The sequence below is a fragment of the Brevibacillus sp. MER 51 genome (assembly GCF_023714195.1).
Lineage (GTDB): Bacteria > Bacillota > Bacilli > Brevibacillales > Brevibacillaceae > Brevibacillus.
Genome location: NZ_JAMAUS010000014.1, coordinates 1 through 16,626 on the forward strand (window position 1 = coordinate 1; position 16,626 = coordinate 16,626).

Here is a 16,626-nt window from a genome sequence, read left to right on the forward strand (position 1 = left end):
CCTCATAGACGATGAGGTTGATAGGTTCGGTGTGGAAGCGCGGTAACGCGTGGAGCTGACGAATACTAATCGGTCGAGGACTTATCCACACACTCTTAGCAATCATGCGTATTCAGTTTTGAAGGAATGAGATGAAAAGCTGTATTCCCGATTACTTGTAAAAGTAATGGAGAATGCAGCTTTTTTTGTATTTCCGCCAGCACCTACAAATCTGATTCAAAAAAATACGTGCTCTAATAAAAGGAGCGTGTGCACAGCCAAGATCGGCGAGCGTGGTCATTATTGTGATTCCAGTCGATTATGCTATGCTGGATGACATACAGCTTTTTCAAATGAAAGAGGGATCAATATGCTTATTCTTGCAGTGGAGGATGAAAAAGCGCTGCTTCAGACAATTGCAGGAGTCCTGAGTGATGAAGGATATCAGGTGGATACGGCAGACCGTGGAGATGATGGTTTATTATTGGCGGAACGCGGCATCTACGATTTGTTGGTCCTGGACATTATGATGCCAGGAATGGATGGTCTTTCATTGGTGAGAACGCTGCGTGCAAAAGGTATAATGACGCCGGTTTTATTTTTAACGGCAAAAGATAGTGTAGAGTCAAGAGTCGAGGGATTGGATGCCGGAGCAGATGATTATTTGGTCAAGCCTTTTGCAGCCGAAGAACTGACGGCGAGAGTGAGAGCTCTCTTGCGCCGACAAGGGAAACAGAACACAGAAGGAGAGCTGGCGTATGGTCCTCTGTCGCTGAAGATAAATGAATATGACGGCTTTGTTGATGATGAGCCGATGAAGCTCACCACGAAGGAGTACGAGCTGCTTAAGTACTTCCTGCAAAATCGGGAGCAAATTTTGACGCGCCAACAAATTTTTGACCGCGTATGGGGAATTGATTCAGAAGCAAATTACGGAGTAGTCGATTTGTATGTCCATTACCTGCGCAAGAAGCTGGGTGCTTACGAAGGCTTCATCCGAACGATCCGTAATGTGGGCTACATTTTGAAAAAGGAAGACAAATGATGTTTCGAAAAACGAGGATTCGGCTCGTCACGTTGAACGTAGTAGTGGTGCTTCTCTTGTTGAACGGGCTGGGGAGTGCAGTCTACTACACGATGAAGTACCGTCTCTATTCGCAGGTGGACAGAGAAATGACCAAAGTCAGTCAAAGGCTGGCAGTTGATGCTTTGCCTCGACTCCACCGAATTGAAGACGATCCTTTTCCATACAACCGTCAGGAGAGGAAAAAGTTTAATGATCTGGATCGCCGATATGTTTTGCTCGTTTGGGATAGCTTTGGTCGTGTCATCGGGACTGCATTTGGTGACAGGCTAGAGCCAGAGGAGTATGCAAAATTCCAGCATAACGGAAAAGCAGACGGTATTGAAACGGAAACAGTGAATGGACAAGTCTACCGCGTGCAGACAGTTACTGTTCCGAAAAAAGTTGTTGTAGGCAATCGTATACAGACCGCTTACCAGTTTCAACTGATTTACAATCTGGCACCTGAGCAAAACATGCTGGACAGCTTGCTGTACGTTGTCGTGATCGGCGACATTATCAGTATTGTCATTGCGATCGTGGCTGGGTGGTTTTTGGCGAGAAGGGCACTAATCCCGATCCAAGTCTCGTGGGAGAAACAGCAGCAGTTTATTGCTGATGCTTCCCATGAGCTGAGGACGCCGCTCACGGCCATCATGGTCAATCTGGAGAGGCTTTTCAGACACCCGGATCATACAATTGAGCAGGAAAGCGAAAAAATCATGATTGGGATGCAGGAGGCCAAGCGCTTGAGCAGGCTCGTGTCGGATTTGCTCACACTGGCTCGCAGTGATTCGAACGAGTTGCAGATCATGAATCAGACGTTGCGCTTAGACGAAGTAGCGATCAAATGCACCCAGGTTTTTGCGCAACTTGCCATCGCACGGGAAATTCGTCTCGAAACAGACATCCAGCAACCCATTGAGATGGTGGGGGACCAAGAACGTCTGCATCAGCTCATGGTCATCTTGCTGGATAATGCCTTGAAGTATACCAACGAAGATGGCCAGATTTATGTTTCTTGCAAAAAGGAAGGCGGCCGCGTTTCGATTCTCGTAAAAGACAGTGGGGTCGGGATTTCCAAAGAGGATATTCCGTATTTGTTTGATCGCTTCTTTCGAGTGGATAAAATGCGCTCTCGAGCGACAGAAGGAACCGGCTTGGGACTTTCCATTGCCAAATGGATCGTGGATGCGCATCACGGAAAAATTCAGGTCAGCAGTGAGGTAGGTATCGGAACGAGTTTTTTGGTTACACTTCCAATAAAGCCGTAAAAAGATGGAAAGGACCGTTTTCCTAAGCGTAGGGAATCGGTTCTTTTTTCAAATAGTGGAGCAATTCCATTTAACATACTTTTATGTTTCAAATATCTCTAAATTAAGGTAAACTATAAGCAGAGAGGAGTGGTTGTACGAATGAACATGACGATCACTAAAGCAGCGGTAGCATGGTTTCGCGAAGAATGGGGATGCAAAGAAGGAGACAGCATTCGTTTTTTTGTCCGATACGGAGGCGTTAGTACGGTTCAGGATTCATTCTCGATGGGGATTGCCAAAGAGTTGCCGAATGAAATCGGCATTTCGACAGTAGAGGATGGCATCACTTTTTATATGGAAAAAGATGAGCTGTGGTATATGAATGGAAGAGGATTGATTGTTGATTATCGGCCGGAGACTGACGAAGTAGATTTTAAGCTGGATTGAGCAAAGAAAATGGTAGAACATATCCCGTAGGCCAGATGGGGCCATAATAAGGGTGCTGCTTCGAGAATTTAGAATGGCTCACAAAAAGGGGCTGTCTCATAAGTCGATTTTTCGGCTTAGAGACGCCCCTTTTCCCATTTCACAAACGTTGATATATCCATGTTCCTGATGTTGAAATTTCAGCGGATTTGCCCTTTTGGGACAGCCCCCTCTTATTTGGCTGGCTAACCATTGTTCACTCCGCCAAAGGTATCGTTGTCCTCTTGGATGACTGCGGCTTGTGGTGTGAAAGGACCATCGTTGTTGACAACAATCGACGAAAATCACTTCCTAAGACCTAAGGAAAAATCAGGGAAAATAGCACTAAAACATGTAGATATATTTATATTTTGGAAATATATTCAATATAGTAATATTATCTTCCAAAGTATCTAGTAAATTCTGGCTGGATATCTACTTTGCCTCATCTGGTTTATGAGAGGATGGCTTGATCACATGAAAAAACGAAGAACATGGCTTTATTTATTTGTACCGATTGGTTTCCTGGGAGTCATTTCTCTGTATGCGGCTTTGATGTACCAGCCCCTTCTTTTTGTTTTCGGCGATCAATTTTTCCGCAGAGACGATTGGGAAAGAATAAAGCCCAAGTATTTCCAAGGGGTAGCGTACTCAGCGGACGAGGAGGTAAGGCTGCTGGAACAACTGAGCTTGGAAGAATTGATCCTTGATATTGGAAAACAGATGGGGGTGAAGACGGATGAGCGTCTGATTGAAGAACAATTAAAACAATTGGGCAGCACGAAAGCGGAGCGTGAAGAAACGTTGCGCCAGATGAACATGACGGAAGAGGACAGCATTCAAAACATAAGACGGGCGATGATTGGTTTTGAAGTGAAAAAGATCGTGACTCGGGATGTTGTGGTGACACAAGAAGAAGTAGAAAGATTTTACCGGGAACAAATCGAGTCTTTTCGCATTCCCGAACTGCGCACCATTTATTATGTACGGGCTAAAAATGGCGACAAGCTCTTGTTGGACAAGCTGAAAGCCGCATCAGCGGAACGTTTTCAGTCCCTGCTGAAGCAATATGGCGAAGATCCCGAGGGGCGTGCCGGATTGCATGAACTGGTCGCTCAGTCCCAAGTGTCAGAGAATTATAACGAGATGATTGCGAAGGCCGTGTTTCACTCTCCCGTAATGCGGATTGTTGGCCCTTTTGAGAGCCAGCAGTGGACCTATTGGTTTTTCCCTGCTGAAGTCATGCCGCCAAGAACACAGACCCTCCCGGAAGTAAGCCAAAAGATACAGCAAATCATTTATCAAGAGAAAGAATCCGTGGTGTACCGCAAGTGGCTCGAGTCACAGAAGAAATCTAACAATTACCTATTTTTGCCTGAAAATTTGCAAAGGAATAAATTTTTGGCGTTTTGGAGTGACTTACGCCTTCTTTTCAATTCGTAAGTCGTTTCGAATAAATAAAAATGATAAAGGAGAAATTACCATGAAAGTAGGAAAACTGTTGTTGACTGCACTCATTTGCTGTAGCTTAACGGGGATGGCCGCTCCCGCATTTGCGGAGAATGAAATTGCCGACGAGCCTATGTGGGACAGCGCGCCCGCACCAAAAAATTACAGCCCGGAAAAGAAGAAAGCAGCCGAAGAGATGGTTATTAACCAAAAATCTTTCACTCTTGCCGCGAATCCAATCATCGTGATCGACCCTGGACACGGTGGAGATGATCCAGGAGCATTGGGCAACGGTTTGAAAGAAAAAGACCTGACTTTGGACATAGGCCTTCGATCCAAAAATTACATCGTTGCCAACTATCCGGCTACGGTTTACATGACGCGAAGCTCTGATACAACGGTTGCTCTGTCTACCCGAGCCTCTTATGCCAATTCCAAGAACGCCAATTTTTTTGTCTCCATACATATCAATTCCGCATCCCTTTCCTCGGCCAATGGAGTAGAAACTTACAATTACCCCGGATCAACAACCAGCTTGCGATTGGCAACGGAAACGTACAACCAATTAAGAAATTCGTTTGCAAATGACAGGGGAGTCAAAGCAGCAGAGTTTTACGTATTAAAATACACAAACATGCCGGCATCTTTAGGAGAGACCGGATTTATTACGAATGCGAGTGACGCATCCCAGCTTGCGCAAAGTTCCTTCCGTCAAACGCTTGCCACCCAATACGCTACCGGGATGCACCGTTACTGGTGGGGATTCTAAACAAATGATTACAGCCAACCATGCCTTGAAACGGGATCCAGCCGTTTAAGGCATAAACCATTCGATTACGAAGAGGGGCTGTCTCATAAGTCGATTTTTCGGCTTAGAGACGCCCCTTTTGCATTTCTCTCATCTGGAACAGCAATTTGGAACGGCCGCATTCGATAAAAAGAAGTTCTGGGATATTTTTCAATTTATACTTAACAAACAAAAATGTTTGTTATATTATGAATACATACCAAATCGAAAAAGGAGGAAGTTACATGCGTTTACTTGAGTCTTACTTGGAGCTTGGCATTACGGGAATGGCACGTGCAGCTGTAGCAGGATGGTTCGACGGTCATTATGGGGCAGCTTTATTGGCAGGGTACTTCATGGATCGTGAGCACGATCTCCCTGAACATGTAAAAGAGGGCATTGAACGGACATGCGAATCCTTCCGCAAGCAAAAGCCTGAATGGTTTGTTCCACTAGATCAAGACGAGCAAGCTGACCCCTCCTTGTTACAGCACGTCATCGATGGCCTCCAGCAAAATGTGAAGCAGCTTCGGACCTCAGGCCATGGACTAGCACTAGGTGTGTTGGCATTAAAAGCACTGCGCGAACGCCCTGATATGATCACTCCGACTGTGGTGGATGGCCTGGTCAGAATTCTCCAAGCGACGACAGAAGACAGGAAAGACCGTTATTGGGGCATCGAGAATTACCATGGCATGACGATTGATGATGTCAAAGACGACGAAGTTGCGCCTTACCATACAACGGCAGAGATGGCAGAGCGGGCGTTTGACGAGCTACGTTTGGTTATACCGCCACGTGATATTAACGGGGTACGCTATCATTTGGCGAGCGAGGTCGTCCATAACATCACACAGGCTCATGCGTTAACAGATCTGGAGCGATTCGGTTATGAGGATATTGTGAAGCCGGGTATCGTAAACCATCGTCTTCAAATCTATTTGAATCGCCATGTCCCTGAGTTTACTTTGGAAGATGAGGTGAAGGAGCCAGCGTTCGAGGAAATTTTCTCACCGTTGTACTGGGAAAGAACATACAGCGATCCGCATGCATTGAAGCTTCCATATGCTGCACTGGATCTGCTAAAGCGGTTTCCACCAGAGAAGAGAGCTCATGCAGAGCGAAATTTGTGCAAGCTTTTGACGATTACGGATTAATAAAATCGCACAAATAAAAAGAACAGGGAGGCCAATGGGCACTCTCTGTTCTTTTTCACTTCGAATGAGTGTCGTCTACCAGGTAGGAATGACAGTCGTAGTAGATTCTCGATTTGCATAGTAGCTCTTATGCTCGATCAGGGCATTGCGAATGGCAGACTCATTGATGTCAAGACCGATCCCTGGGGTTGTCGGTACAGCCAGCATACCAGGTGCTGCAAAATCGATGACAGGTGTCACGATATCTTCCGCAAAGTAGCGATGGGAAGGGGATGTATCGCCGGCAATCGTGAAGTTGCTAAGCGAGGCCATCGCGATGTTGTGCGCGCGTCCAATTCCTGCCTCCAGCATTCCTCCGCACCATACAGGTACGCCGCGTGTCGCACACAGGTCATGAATCTTCTTGGCGTCGGTCAGACCACCTACGCGACCGATCTTGATGTTGATAATCCGGCAACTGCCGAGCTCGAGTGCTTTGCGGGCATCTTCCACCGTATGGATACTTTCGTCGAGGCAGATCGGTGTTTTCAGCTCTCTTTGCAAGGTGGCATGGTCGATGATGTCATCATGAGCCAACGGTTGTTCAATCATGATCAAACCAAAGCCATCCAAAGCCTTCAGCATCTCCATGTCTGCCAGCGTATACGCAGAGTTTGCGTCCGCCATCAGTGGAACGTCTGGTCCAAATGTGTTGCGGATCGCACGCATTGGCTCGACATCAAAGCCTGGCTTGATTTTCACTTTGATCTTTTTGTAACCGTCACGGATGAAGCCCTCTACCCGTTGCAGCAGTTTTTCGATGGTCGGTTCAATTCCGATACTCACACCGACGTCAATCGTCGTGCGAGTTCCGCCCAATGCTTGGGAGAGGGAGAGGCCGTTCATTTTGGCGTACAAGTCCCAGACGGCACCTTCCAAAGCGGCTTTGGCCATGTGGTTGCGGCGCATCCAGGAGAAGAGGCGGGATACGTCTTCAGGATGCTCGATCTCCCGTGAAAACAGCTGCGGGATCAAATACTTTTCTAGCATGTACCAGACCGTATCGACATCTTCCTCGTTGTAGACGGGGACGTCCATCGCGACGCTTTCGCCGAAGCCGACATGGGCACCGCTGTATGCACGCACGAGAATGCATTCCTTGTGGGTTTCAACTCCCATGCTCGTTTCAAAAGGGGAATTCAACGGAATTTTGATTCGTTGCAGGTCCACGCGTTCGATTTTCATGTTCATCTCTCCTCAACCGTTCATATGGATTGTCGCTCAAACGTTTTCAGTACCGTTCTGGCCAAAATCTCGATGCCGTCTAGCAGTGCTTCTTTTTCAAAAGTCATCTGCGGATGATGAAGTCCTGGTGTCAGGCCACAGCCTAAACCAAGCATGGTCGCGCGAAGCTGTGGACGTTCTTTTGTGTAATAGTGGAAGTCTTCCGCGCCTGGTGTCTGGATCGGCGGTTCGAGCTTCTCTGTCCCCAAGGTTTGGGTAATGGCATCGGCCATGATCAGTCTCGCTTCTTCGTTCACTTCCGCCGCATAGACGCGTTCGGTGATCTCGTAAGACAGCTCAACTTCATAAAGATGGGAAACGTGCTGCAAAATGTGCTCGACACGGGCAAAGAGGGCGTGAATGACTTCATTCGTCTGTGCACGCAGGTCCAAGTGGAACTGTGCCGAGCCCGGAATGATATTGCTGCTTTTGCTGCCGGCAGAAAGCTGCGTCATTTTGACAGAATAAGGGACGAGCGGGTCGAGATGAATGCCTTTTAACTGCTCGACAATCGCAGCGGCTACCTCGATAGCGTTGACTCCGAGGTGAGGCCGTGCACCATGAGCATCGGCACCCTTGATTTGCCCGAATACTGTACCCGCCGCCCCGTGCAGGATAGCAGAAGCAGCTGTGCCGCACGGGATTTCCTGGATGGGACGAAGGTGGACGCCGTACAGAAAATCAATATCGTCCACTACTTTCTTGTTCACCATCGCGAGTGCGCCATTTCCGCTTTCTTCTGCTGGTTGGAAAATGAGCTTCAGGCGCCCAGGGAGCTGGACGTCCATTGCTTGAAGCACCATCAGGACGCCTAATGCCATGGTCATATGCGCATCGTGTCCGCAGGAATGGTTCGCAGTAAAGACGCCGTTTACTTCTTGCCAGAGTGCGTCCATGTCTGCCCGTACGCCTACAGTGAATTTTCCCGGCGTCAGATCGCCCCATTCGCCAACAACACCCGTCACGTCGTCAAAGGTAGTGACGCGGCAATTGTGTTTTTTCAAGAAGTCAGCGATAAACGAGGTGGTTTGGACTTCCTCCCAGCTAATCTCTGGATGCTGGTGTAAATGCTCGTATAGAGAAAAAATGGCGGGCTGCAATTGTTTGATCGTTGTGCGCATGGTTCCTCCATCGGTTTGTTCGTGAGTAGTCGATAAGTGAAGCGAAGGCTACGCCAATTCACTTGACGCAGCCAATTTTGTGAAAAGCTTATTTGTTACGAAACGCCGATTGTCACTGCTACAATGAGTGCGATCGAAGCGATTATGGCCCAACCAGCTAGCAGCTTCCAAATGAATTTGACCCATTTCTCATACGGAATGCCTGCAACAGCCAGATAACCCATCAACGCAGAAGAAGTCGGGATAATGGAGTTGGTTACCGCATCGCCGTATTGGAAGGCAAGAACCGCTATCTGACGTTGGATGCCGAGCAGATCCGCAATCGGCACCATGATCGGCATGGTTGTCGCTGCCTGTCCACTACCGGAAGAGATAAAGAGATTGAGAAAGGCTTGAATCACAAACATGGCCAGGACGTTAACGGCATCTGGCAAATGACCAATCGCCGAAGTCAGACTGTTAATCATCGTATCAATAATTTTTCCGTCTTCCAGGACGACCGTGATCGCGCGGGCAAAACCTACGATCAGCGCGCCAAACGTAACGGCTCTCGCACCAGCAACGAAGGAATCAAACAGCGTATTGACCGACAAACCTCCGACGAGACCAGCAACCAGGCCCATGATCAGGAAGGAAGCGGTAAGCTCTGTCAGGAACCATTCGTACTTGAATACACCGTATACATTGAAGGCGAGGCCACAGACCATTACCAGGAACACGAGCTTGTGGCGTGCATTCAGATCTGGAATGTCTACTGCTGCCTGTTCTTGACTTGCGTGATTCTCCACGCCATAAAGCACACTCTTGGTCGGGTCTGCTTTGACACGATACGCATAGCGCATGACGTACCAGATGGCAAAAGCGAGCACGAAGACATACACAACAGCGCGGAAGGTAAGACCAGAGAAGAGCGGCAATTGCGCGAGGGACTGCGCCACCCCAACCGTAAATGGATTGATCATCCCGCCCATGAAGCCGGCTGCAGCTCCCATGGTGATCATGGCTGTCCCTGTTACGGCATCAAAGCCCATCGCACGAGCCAGCGCGATACCGATTGGAACGAAGATGATGCTTTCTTCTGCCATTCCCATCGTGAAGCCACCGATGGAGAAGAGGAACATGGAAGCAGGAATGAGCAGCTTTTCCCGACCCTCCAAGTGTCGGACACCTTTATTGATCCCGGCCTCAATCGCTCCGGTCTGGCGGATGATTCCGAATACACCGCTTACAATAAAGATGTAGAAAATGATTTGCGCTCCTTTTTGCATCCCTTCTGGAATCGCTTTGAACATGTCAAAGAACGAGACCGGATCACTTTCTACAGGATGGTAGCTGCCGTTGACGACGATGGTTTTGCCTGAGGCAGCGTCCTTGACGCGATCGAACTCACCAGCCGGGAGCACGTAGGAAGCCAGGGCTGCCAAAATGATGATGATAAAGAGGATGGCATAGGTATGCGGCACAGAAAAACGTTTCTTTGCAGGTTTCAATGGATGTGTAGACATGAGGTCACCTCGCTTTTTTTTGCTTATGACAAGCAAGGGTCGTGCCAAGTGTCGAAATTTCCCGAATATAAGCGTTTTCAGTGGATTTTCAACGGCAAGGGAAGGGAAGAAAATGAGCTTTAGGAATGTTTATTAGGTTTTATGCAGCCTAATACAACCTATTATTCAATGGGCGGATGCTAAATCCGCCCGTGTTTTCGCAACAATTCGATACCCGCGGGGGTGATGGAGGTTCCTTGTCGGGTTGTGCCTGAACGCACCAAACCTTGCTGCTCTAACAGTTTCAGCTTGTGCCGCAGTGCGCTCTCCGTCCAGCCTACGGATTGTAGCTCAGGGGAGTGCGCTAATTGATAACGACCGACTGGTTTGTTGGATACGTAATAATGATGCAAGCAATACAAAATATCCAGGTCGCGGTTGTCGTCCAATTTAGGGATAGAAGCTGTTTGCTGCTTTTGAAACAGGCTATCCGTCAATCGTTTGGGGAGATCCTGAATGCCGATGACAGGATGCTCGCTTACTGTAATGGCATAGTCGACGACATTTTTCAGTTCGCGAATGTTCCCCCGCCAGTCATGGCGATTGAATAGCTCCATGACTTCTGGCGACCATGTTTTGCGAATGCCTTGCTGCTCCAGATGCTCATCGATGAGAAGGGGAATATCGCTGATTCGCTCACGCAAAGCGGGAATTTGGATCGGCAGGACAGCTAGACGATAGAACAGGTCCTCACGAAAGCTTCCTTGGGTAACAGCGTCTTCCAAATTGCGATTGGTAGCTGCGATGATGCGGCAATCCACAGAGAGAATGCCTGTACCGCCCACGCGGATGACCTGCTTTTCTTGCAGCACGCGAAGTAGCTTGACCTGAATGGCCCCAGAGATGTCCCCGACCTCATCGAGAAAAATCGTCCCGCCATCCGCTTGCTCAAACAGGCCGGGCTTTCCGCCTTTTCGTGCTCCTGTAAAGGCACCGTCTTCGTAGCCAAACAACTCGCTCTCCAGCAGGTTTTCCGGCAAGGAGGCACAGTTGATTGCGACAAAGGGGCCGTTTTTGCGTAGCGAGTGCTGATGAATGGCATGGGCGAACAGCTCTTTTCCCGTTCCGTTTTCGCCTGTCAGCAGGATCGTTTGATTGTTTTTTGCCATTTTTTTGCCGAGCTCGATGGCTTGGAGCAGTGGTTGGCTTTGTCCTTTGATATCGGAAAAGGAATAGGTGGCTGTATGGCCGCGCAAGGTGAGCGTGGTTCGCAACCGTTGGATTTCGGTCACGTCTTTTAGCGTACAAACGAAGCCTAAATGCTCATGCCTGCGGCGTATACTTTGACTGCTGACGATAAATTGTTTGTGATCAATGGTTACGAGAGCGTCCTCCAGATCTTCCTGCTCAAAAAAGGGCTGCAGCAAGCTGTGCTCCTTCAACACCGTGTACGGTTGTCCAACAATTGAGGATGCCTGTGGACAAAACAGCTCAACGGCGACGTCGTTAATAAACGTAATCAGACCTTGTTCGTTGCAAGCGATCACGGGGTCTTTGACTGCCTGAAAGGTAGATTGCAGCTGGCTGTTGAGCTTCTGTACCTCGGCGTAGGAGGTGCCGAGCATTTTCGCGAGCTCAGACATTTCTACGATGAAGGCAGACAAGTACTCGCGCTCCCATTCACTGGGCACGCCTACCTTGCGACCGGTATCAATCAGGTCATGAATGCTGATTTTGCGAAAACCGAGATCAATTACCTCTACGTGAGGAGGAAGAGGTACATCAGGAACGCTCATAATGATGGCGTATTGAAATTCGAGATCATCAAATGTACAGCCAGGGTGAAAGGGGACGTAATTCAAATGATCGACGTTCGCCTCCAATAGGTTTTGGATGACCTCCTGTGCGGAAACTGGCGAATTGTTCATGACAGGGACGGTCGTCCCTGGAGGAATCTGCATCAGCGCTTTCATTTTGCGCAGCTCGAAAAAACGATTTAAAACCGTGATGGGTACGGAGTCAGCAACAGCTTGACGGGCAACGGTGTACAGCTCTGGGGATTTGGTTGTGATAAAGACATGATCGACTCCGCTCAAATCGGGAATGTGCTCATGGCTGGCATAGCCGATGACTTTGCAATACGGCTCGAAATAAGCCCTTAGTTCTTTTAACAAAAATTCGAGAGTGTCCGTTCCTTTTGCTATCAAGACAATGGTGTGGTCCATGCTGCACCGCCTTTGCTCAAACAATCGTGAATGTTTTGTAATCTCATGATAGCACAATGCCTGGCTGTAATCGGATGGATTCGCTTGTATAGAGAGGAAAGACAAGGATTGATTTGCGGGTGGGGAAATGTGTTTTAATAGAAATTAGAAGTAAGAACATAGGAAAGCAATAACAGGAGCAGGAGGAATCAGCATGGAGGACAGATTGGTTCCAGAGGTGCTGCAAATGATTGGGGAAGTCTTGCCGGACGGGGTATCGATTGCAATCTCGGACGGCTCACAATACTTGTACTATCAACCGAGTTCCAATATTGACTTGAAAATTACGCCAGGGGATCTCGTTCCCATTGGCTCGGCTACACATCAAGCGCTCATGGAAATGGGAAAAGTGGGGCATCAGGTGGAGAGTCGTATTTTTGGCGTGCCGTACTACGGACTCTCGCTTCCATTAGTGCGAAATGGTCAGGTCATGGGCTGTATTACCGCCATCTATCCACCTCAAAACGTTCCGCTCACAAATCCGGAGCCGCGTCTATCGTTTTTGATCGGAAAAGGGGAGGACGGCTGGCTGCCCATTCCATTAACGGAGATCGTCTATATCAGCTCTCATGAAGGAAAAACGCTTCTGCATACGGCTAGCGGATCATATGCGAACAAATACAACATGGCTGAACTCGAGTACATGCTCCCGAAAGAGCGATTTGTGCGCTGTCATCGGTCGTATTTCGTCAATATGGAATCGATCGGCTTTATTCACCCGCATTTTCATTCGACGTTTTTATTGGAGATGAAGGACAAGCAAAAGACGAGAGTTCCTGTGAGTCAGTCGTACGCCAGCTCGTTTCGGCAATTGCTCGGCTTCTGAAATATCTGACAAATGAGAATGGTTCGCTGCCGTTTTTTCTTGATAGCCGCGTAAAAATTCTGTTTTGTTGAAAATCGAGTGCCCGCTCAGAATCCATGTGCTAGTGTAAAGGCAATAAAGATGGCATGGGAGGTCACAATGATGTGGGAGCGCTTACGCGATAAACGACTGGCAGATAAAATCGTGACGGCTGAGGTAGCAGCAGGATGGATTGAGGATGGCATGACGATCGGGTTAAGTGGTTTCACGCGTGCTGGTGATGCCAAAGTCGTGCCGCTCGCATTGGCTGAGTTGGCGAAAAAAGAGAACAAGCCTTTTGGCGTAAACGTATATACAGGAGCATCACTCGGCTCTGATGTAGATGCCGTTATGGCGGAAGCGGGGATCATCAACAAGCGATTGCCTTTTCAAGCAGATCCGGTCATGCGCAAAAAAATCAACGATGGTAGCATGATGTTCGTTGACCAGCATTTGTCGCATACAGCGGAAGCAATTCGTCAGGGAGCGATTGACGCAATCGATTACGCGATTGTGGAAGCGGTTGCAATTACAGAAGAGGGTATGATCATTCCGGCTACGTCCGTGGGGAACTCCAATATTTTCGTGGAAAATGCCAAGCATGTCATCATTGAGTTGAATATGGCTCAATCGGTGGAATTGGAAGGCATTCATGATATTTATACACCCGCAAAACAAGGAGAGCGTGAACCGATTCCGCTCACGTCTGTGGATCAGCGCATAGGCACAGCAGGGATCCCGGTTGATCCGAATAAAGTAAAAGGGATTGTCCTGACGAATCAGTTGGATTCTCCGTCGACAATTGTGGAGCCGGACGAAGAAACGGCGCAGATTGCGGCACATCTGATCGAGTTTTTGCGTCAGGAGGTAAAAGACGGGCGCTTGCCGAACAATCTCGCGCCATTGCAATCAGGAATCGGATCGGTAGCGAATGCGGTTTTCAACGGATTTTTGGATTCGGAATTCACGGATCTGACAGTCTTCTCGGAAGTGTTGCAGGATGCGGTGTTTGATTTGCTTGATGCAGGTAAAATTTCGTTTGCCTCAGGCTGTTCGATTACATTAACGGCTGACAAGATGAAGCATGTCACCGAAAATTTTGCCCAATACCGTGACAAGCTGCTGTTGCGTCCGCAAGAAATCACGAACCATCCGGAGCTGATTCGCCGCCTCGGTCTGATTGCGATCAATACAGCGATTGAAGCGGACATCTACGGCAACGTCAACTCGACCAACGTGTCGGGTACACGAATGATGAACGGCATCGGCGGCTCTGGTGATTTTGCTCGCAACGCACGTCTGGGCATCTTCGTAACCAAGTCGATTGCCAAAGGTGGAAACATTTCGAGCATCGTTCCGTTTGCCTCCCATGTGGATCATACCGAGCACGATGTCGATATTATCGTCACTGAGCAAGGCTTGGCTGACTTGAGAGGCTTGGCTCCGCGTCAAAGAGCCATCAAAATTATCGAGAATTGTGCGCATCCGATGTACCGCGATCAATTGATGGCATACTACGAGGAAGCACTCACACGTGGCGGGCACACCCCGCATGTACTGGAAAAGGCATTCTCCTGGCATGTACGTTACGCGCAGGAAGGCACGATGCTTGCGAAAAAGCCAGCGTTGGTTTAGTCGATGGAATGATGAAAAAAGTAAACCCGCTCGGGCGTTAAAGCCTTGGCGGGTTTTTCTCGTCTCCAATGCAAATGTTTACGTTTTTACGCTTGCAAGCTTTCCTGCCTTTTTTCCTGAGCAAATGAAGCCCATGCAAAGCCAAAGCCGACGAGGACGAGCAGACCGCCGACCCAGCTGATGTGAGCAATACCTACATGGTCTACGATCCCCCCACCGAGACCTGCACCTAGCGCCAGCCCAAGCTGAAAAACCGAGGTGTTCATGCTGAGGGCCACCTGCGAAGAGTGAGGGGACAGCGTGATCAAATAATACTGCTGGGCTGGAACGGTGGTCTGCACGGCAGCGACCCAGAACATAACGGTGATGATTGCCCCCATGAACAGTTGCGAAGACAGCGGCAGCATCAGCAGGATGACTGCGTGAAGAAGCAAGCTGACATACAGCGTAGGGAGAATCCCCCATTTGTCGGTGGAGACGCCTCCGATCCGCGAGCCAGCCACACTAGCGAGGCCTGCCAAGAAAAGCGTGGTGCTTACCCAAGCAGTCGTCATGGCGGAAGTGCTCTGTAGAAGCGGAGTAATGTAGGTATAGACGGTGGAATACCCTGTGACAAAGAACAAAGAGATAAATAGAGCATGAATCACCCGTTTGTTGCGGAGTGCGGCCAACTGTTTACGTAGCGGGACAGCCTCTTCCCCCTGCTGCTTCGGCAAATAGGCCAAGATAGCGAAGAAGGGAACGAGTGTCAGGACGGCAATGAGCGCGAAAACAGGGCGCCATCCCCAGATGTCTCCCAGCATGGTGCCAAGTGGAACCCCAAGCACGAGCGAGAGGCTGAAGCCCATGAGGATGATCGCGATGGAGCTGCCTTTTTTCTCTGGGGAGGCCATATTGGCTGCTTGCGAGAGAGCTACCACGGTGTAGATGCCTCCACAAAGCCCCAGCAGAATGCGGGATACCATCAACAGTGAGAAGCTCGGGCTTATGGATGCGAGCAGGTTTGCGGCTATGAATGAAAACAGCGTCCAAAGGATGAGTTTTTTGCGTTCTACTCCGGCGGTGAGCGCGATCAAGACCGGAGCTCCAAAGGCAAAGGCAAGGGAAAAGGCGGTCACTAACTGACCAGCGAGAGAGAGGGAGACATGGGTGTCATCTGCGATCATGCCGATGATTCCGGTTACGATTGATTCAGCTGTGCCAATCATGAATTCTCCCAAGGCCAGCAATAGGATTAAAAATTTTTTAGGCAAGGTGGTTCACTCCTCGAGCTAACAAAATTGACGTAGTGACATTTTACGAAACGATTTCTATAATTTACATACATGAACCAAGGTGTTTATGATGAATGGCTTTCTATATACAAGTTATTTGGCAGGAAACGCTTGTGGATTTGAAAGGATGATCTGCGTGGACCAAATCGATTACAAAATCATGAGCTTGTTGCACGAAAATTCGCGGATACCATTCGCGGAGCTGGGGAGAATCATCGGGATGACGCAGCCTGCCGTGAAGGAGCGGGTCCGTCGTCTCGAGGAGCAGGGAATCATTACGGGCTACCGCGCGTCGATCTCTCAGGAAAAACTCGGTAAGAACACGACTGCTTTTGTCATGTTCCGCACCAAGCAATGTGCGGCGTTCATCGATTTCTGCAAGCAATCGCCGGAAGTGACAGACATGTACCGGATCAGTGGGGAGTATAACTACATGCTGAAAGTGGTAACAAGGTCGACGGAGGAATTGGTTGCCTTCTCGGAACGCACTGGGGATTTCGGCTTCTCCTATACATTGATCGTGCTAACGGCGCCGTTTGAACAAAAAATGATGCTGGAGGAAGAGAAAATCTTCTGATCGTGCTT

At 48.8% G+C, this 16,626-nt stretch carries 14 protein-coding genes and 1 rRNA gene; 10 read left to right on the plus strand and 5 right to left on the minus strand.

From position 1 onward, the window contains the following. The 7 genes from M3630_RS24305 to M3630_RS24335 form a co-directional block, all read left to right on the plus strand. Positions 1–89 (plus strand): 23S ribosomal RNA (locus M3630_RS24305); the annotation flags it as partial. Positions 90–349: 260 nt separating this feature from the next. After that, positions 350–1,024 (plus strand): response regulator transcription factor, encoded by a 675-nt coding sequence (locus M3630_RS24310; protein WP_173611803.1) that lies wholly within the window; start codon positions 350–352, stop codon positions 1,022–1,024. Further along, complete coding sequence (locus M3630_RS24315) at positions 1,021–2,316, plus strand: sensor histidine kinase (protein WP_173611804.1); 1,296 nt, start codon at positions 1,021–1,023, stop codon at positions 2,314–2,316. Before M3630_RS24310 ends, M3630_RS24315 begins: the two co-directional genes overlap by 4 nt. Positions 2,317–2,457: 141 nt before the next feature. Next, the gene (locus M3630_RS24320) at positions 2,458–2,745 is read left to right on the plus strand and encodes a HesB/YadR/YfhF family protein (protein ID WP_087345803.1); all 288 of its coding nucleotides are present in this window, start codon (positions 2,458–2,460) and stop codon (positions 2,743–2,745) included. A gap of 495 nt (positions 2,746–3,240) precedes the next feature. Beyond that, positions 3,241–4,206, plus strand: coding sequence for a peptidyl-prolyl cis-trans isomerase (locus M3630_RS24325; protein WP_251253818.1), 966 nt, complete (start codon positions 3,241–3,243; stop codon positions 4,204–4,206). A 40-nt stretch (positions 4,207–4,246) separates the two neighbouring features. Beyond that, positions 4,247–4,981: an N-acetylmuramoyl-L-alanine amidase family protein gene (locus M3630_RS24330; RefSeq protein ID WP_251253819.1), complete on the plus strand. Its 735-nt coding sequence runs from the start codon at positions 4,247–4,249 to the stop codon at positions 4,979–4,981. Between the two features lie 263 nt (positions 4,982–5,244). Continuing rightward, positions 5,245–6,156, plus strand: a complete 912-nt coding sequence (locus tag M3630_RS24335) for a hypothetical protein (protein ID WP_251253820.1) — start codon at positions 5,245–5,247, stop codon at positions 6,154–6,156. Between the two features lie 75 nt (positions 6,157–6,231). Here the strand turns inward: M3630_RS24335 and menC are convergent, their stop codons facing one another. From menC to M3630_RS24355, 4 genes are all read right to left on the minus strand, one after another. After that, positions 6,232–7,380 carry an o-succinylbenzoate synthase gene (menC, locus tag M3630_RS24340; protein WP_251253821.1) on the minus strand — a complete coding sequence of 383 codons (1,149 nt, stop codon included), beginning with the start codon at positions 7,378–7,380 and terminating at the stop codon, positions 6,232–6,234. Between the two features lie 20 nt (positions 7,381–7,400). Then, positions 7,401–8,540 (minus strand): M20 peptidase aminoacylase family protein, encoded by a 1,140-nt coding sequence (locus M3630_RS24345; protein WP_251253822.1) that lies wholly within the window; start codon positions 8,538–8,540, stop codon positions 7,401–7,403. Positions 8,541–8,635: 95 nt separating this feature from the next. Continuing rightward, on the minus strand, positions 8,636–10,045 hold the full coding sequence (locus M3630_RS24350; RefSeq protein ID WP_173611810.1) for a YfcC family protein: 1,410 nt from the start codon (positions 10,043–10,045) through the stop codon (positions 8,636–8,638). A gap of 179 nt (positions 10,046–10,224) precedes the next feature. Then, entirely contained in the window at positions 10,225–12,249 is a 2,025-nt protein-coding gene (locus M3630_RS24355) for a sigma 54-interacting transcriptional regulator (RefSeq protein ID WP_251253823.1), read from the minus strand. Between the two features lie 193 nt (positions 12,250–12,442). Here M3630_RS24355 and M3630_RS24360 point away from each other — a divergent pair, with 193 nt between their 5' ends. Next, entirely contained in the window at positions 12,443–13,114 is a 672-nt protein-coding gene (locus M3630_RS24360; protein WP_173611812.1) for a LytTR family DNA-binding domain-containing protein, read from the plus strand. 141 nt (positions 13,115–13,255) lie between these two features. Next, complete coding sequence (locus M3630_RS24365) at positions 13,256–14,767, plus strand: succinyl-CoA:acetate CoA-transferase ScpC (protein WP_251253888.1); 1,512 nt, start codon at positions 13,256–13,258, stop codon at positions 14,765–14,767. Between the two features lie 86 nt (positions 14,768–14,853). Here the strand turns inward: M3630_RS24365 and M3630_RS24370 are convergent, their stop codons facing one another. Continuing rightward, positions 14,854–16,020 carry an MFS transporter gene (locus M3630_RS24370; RefSeq protein ID WP_251253824.1) on the minus strand — a complete coding sequence of 389 codons (1,167 nt, stop codon included), beginning with the start codon at positions 16,018–16,020 and terminating at the stop codon, positions 14,854–14,856. Positions 16,021–16,177: 157 nt separating this feature from the next. Between M3630_RS24370 and M3630_RS24375 the strand changes: the two genes are divergently transcribed. Next, a complete protein-coding gene (locus M3630_RS24375) occupies positions 16,178–16,618 on the plus strand; it encodes an Lrp/AsnC family transcriptional regulator (RefSeq protein ID WP_483298474.1) in 441 nt (146 codons plus the stop codon). The last annotated feature ends 8 nt before the right edge of the window (positions 16,619–16,626 follow it).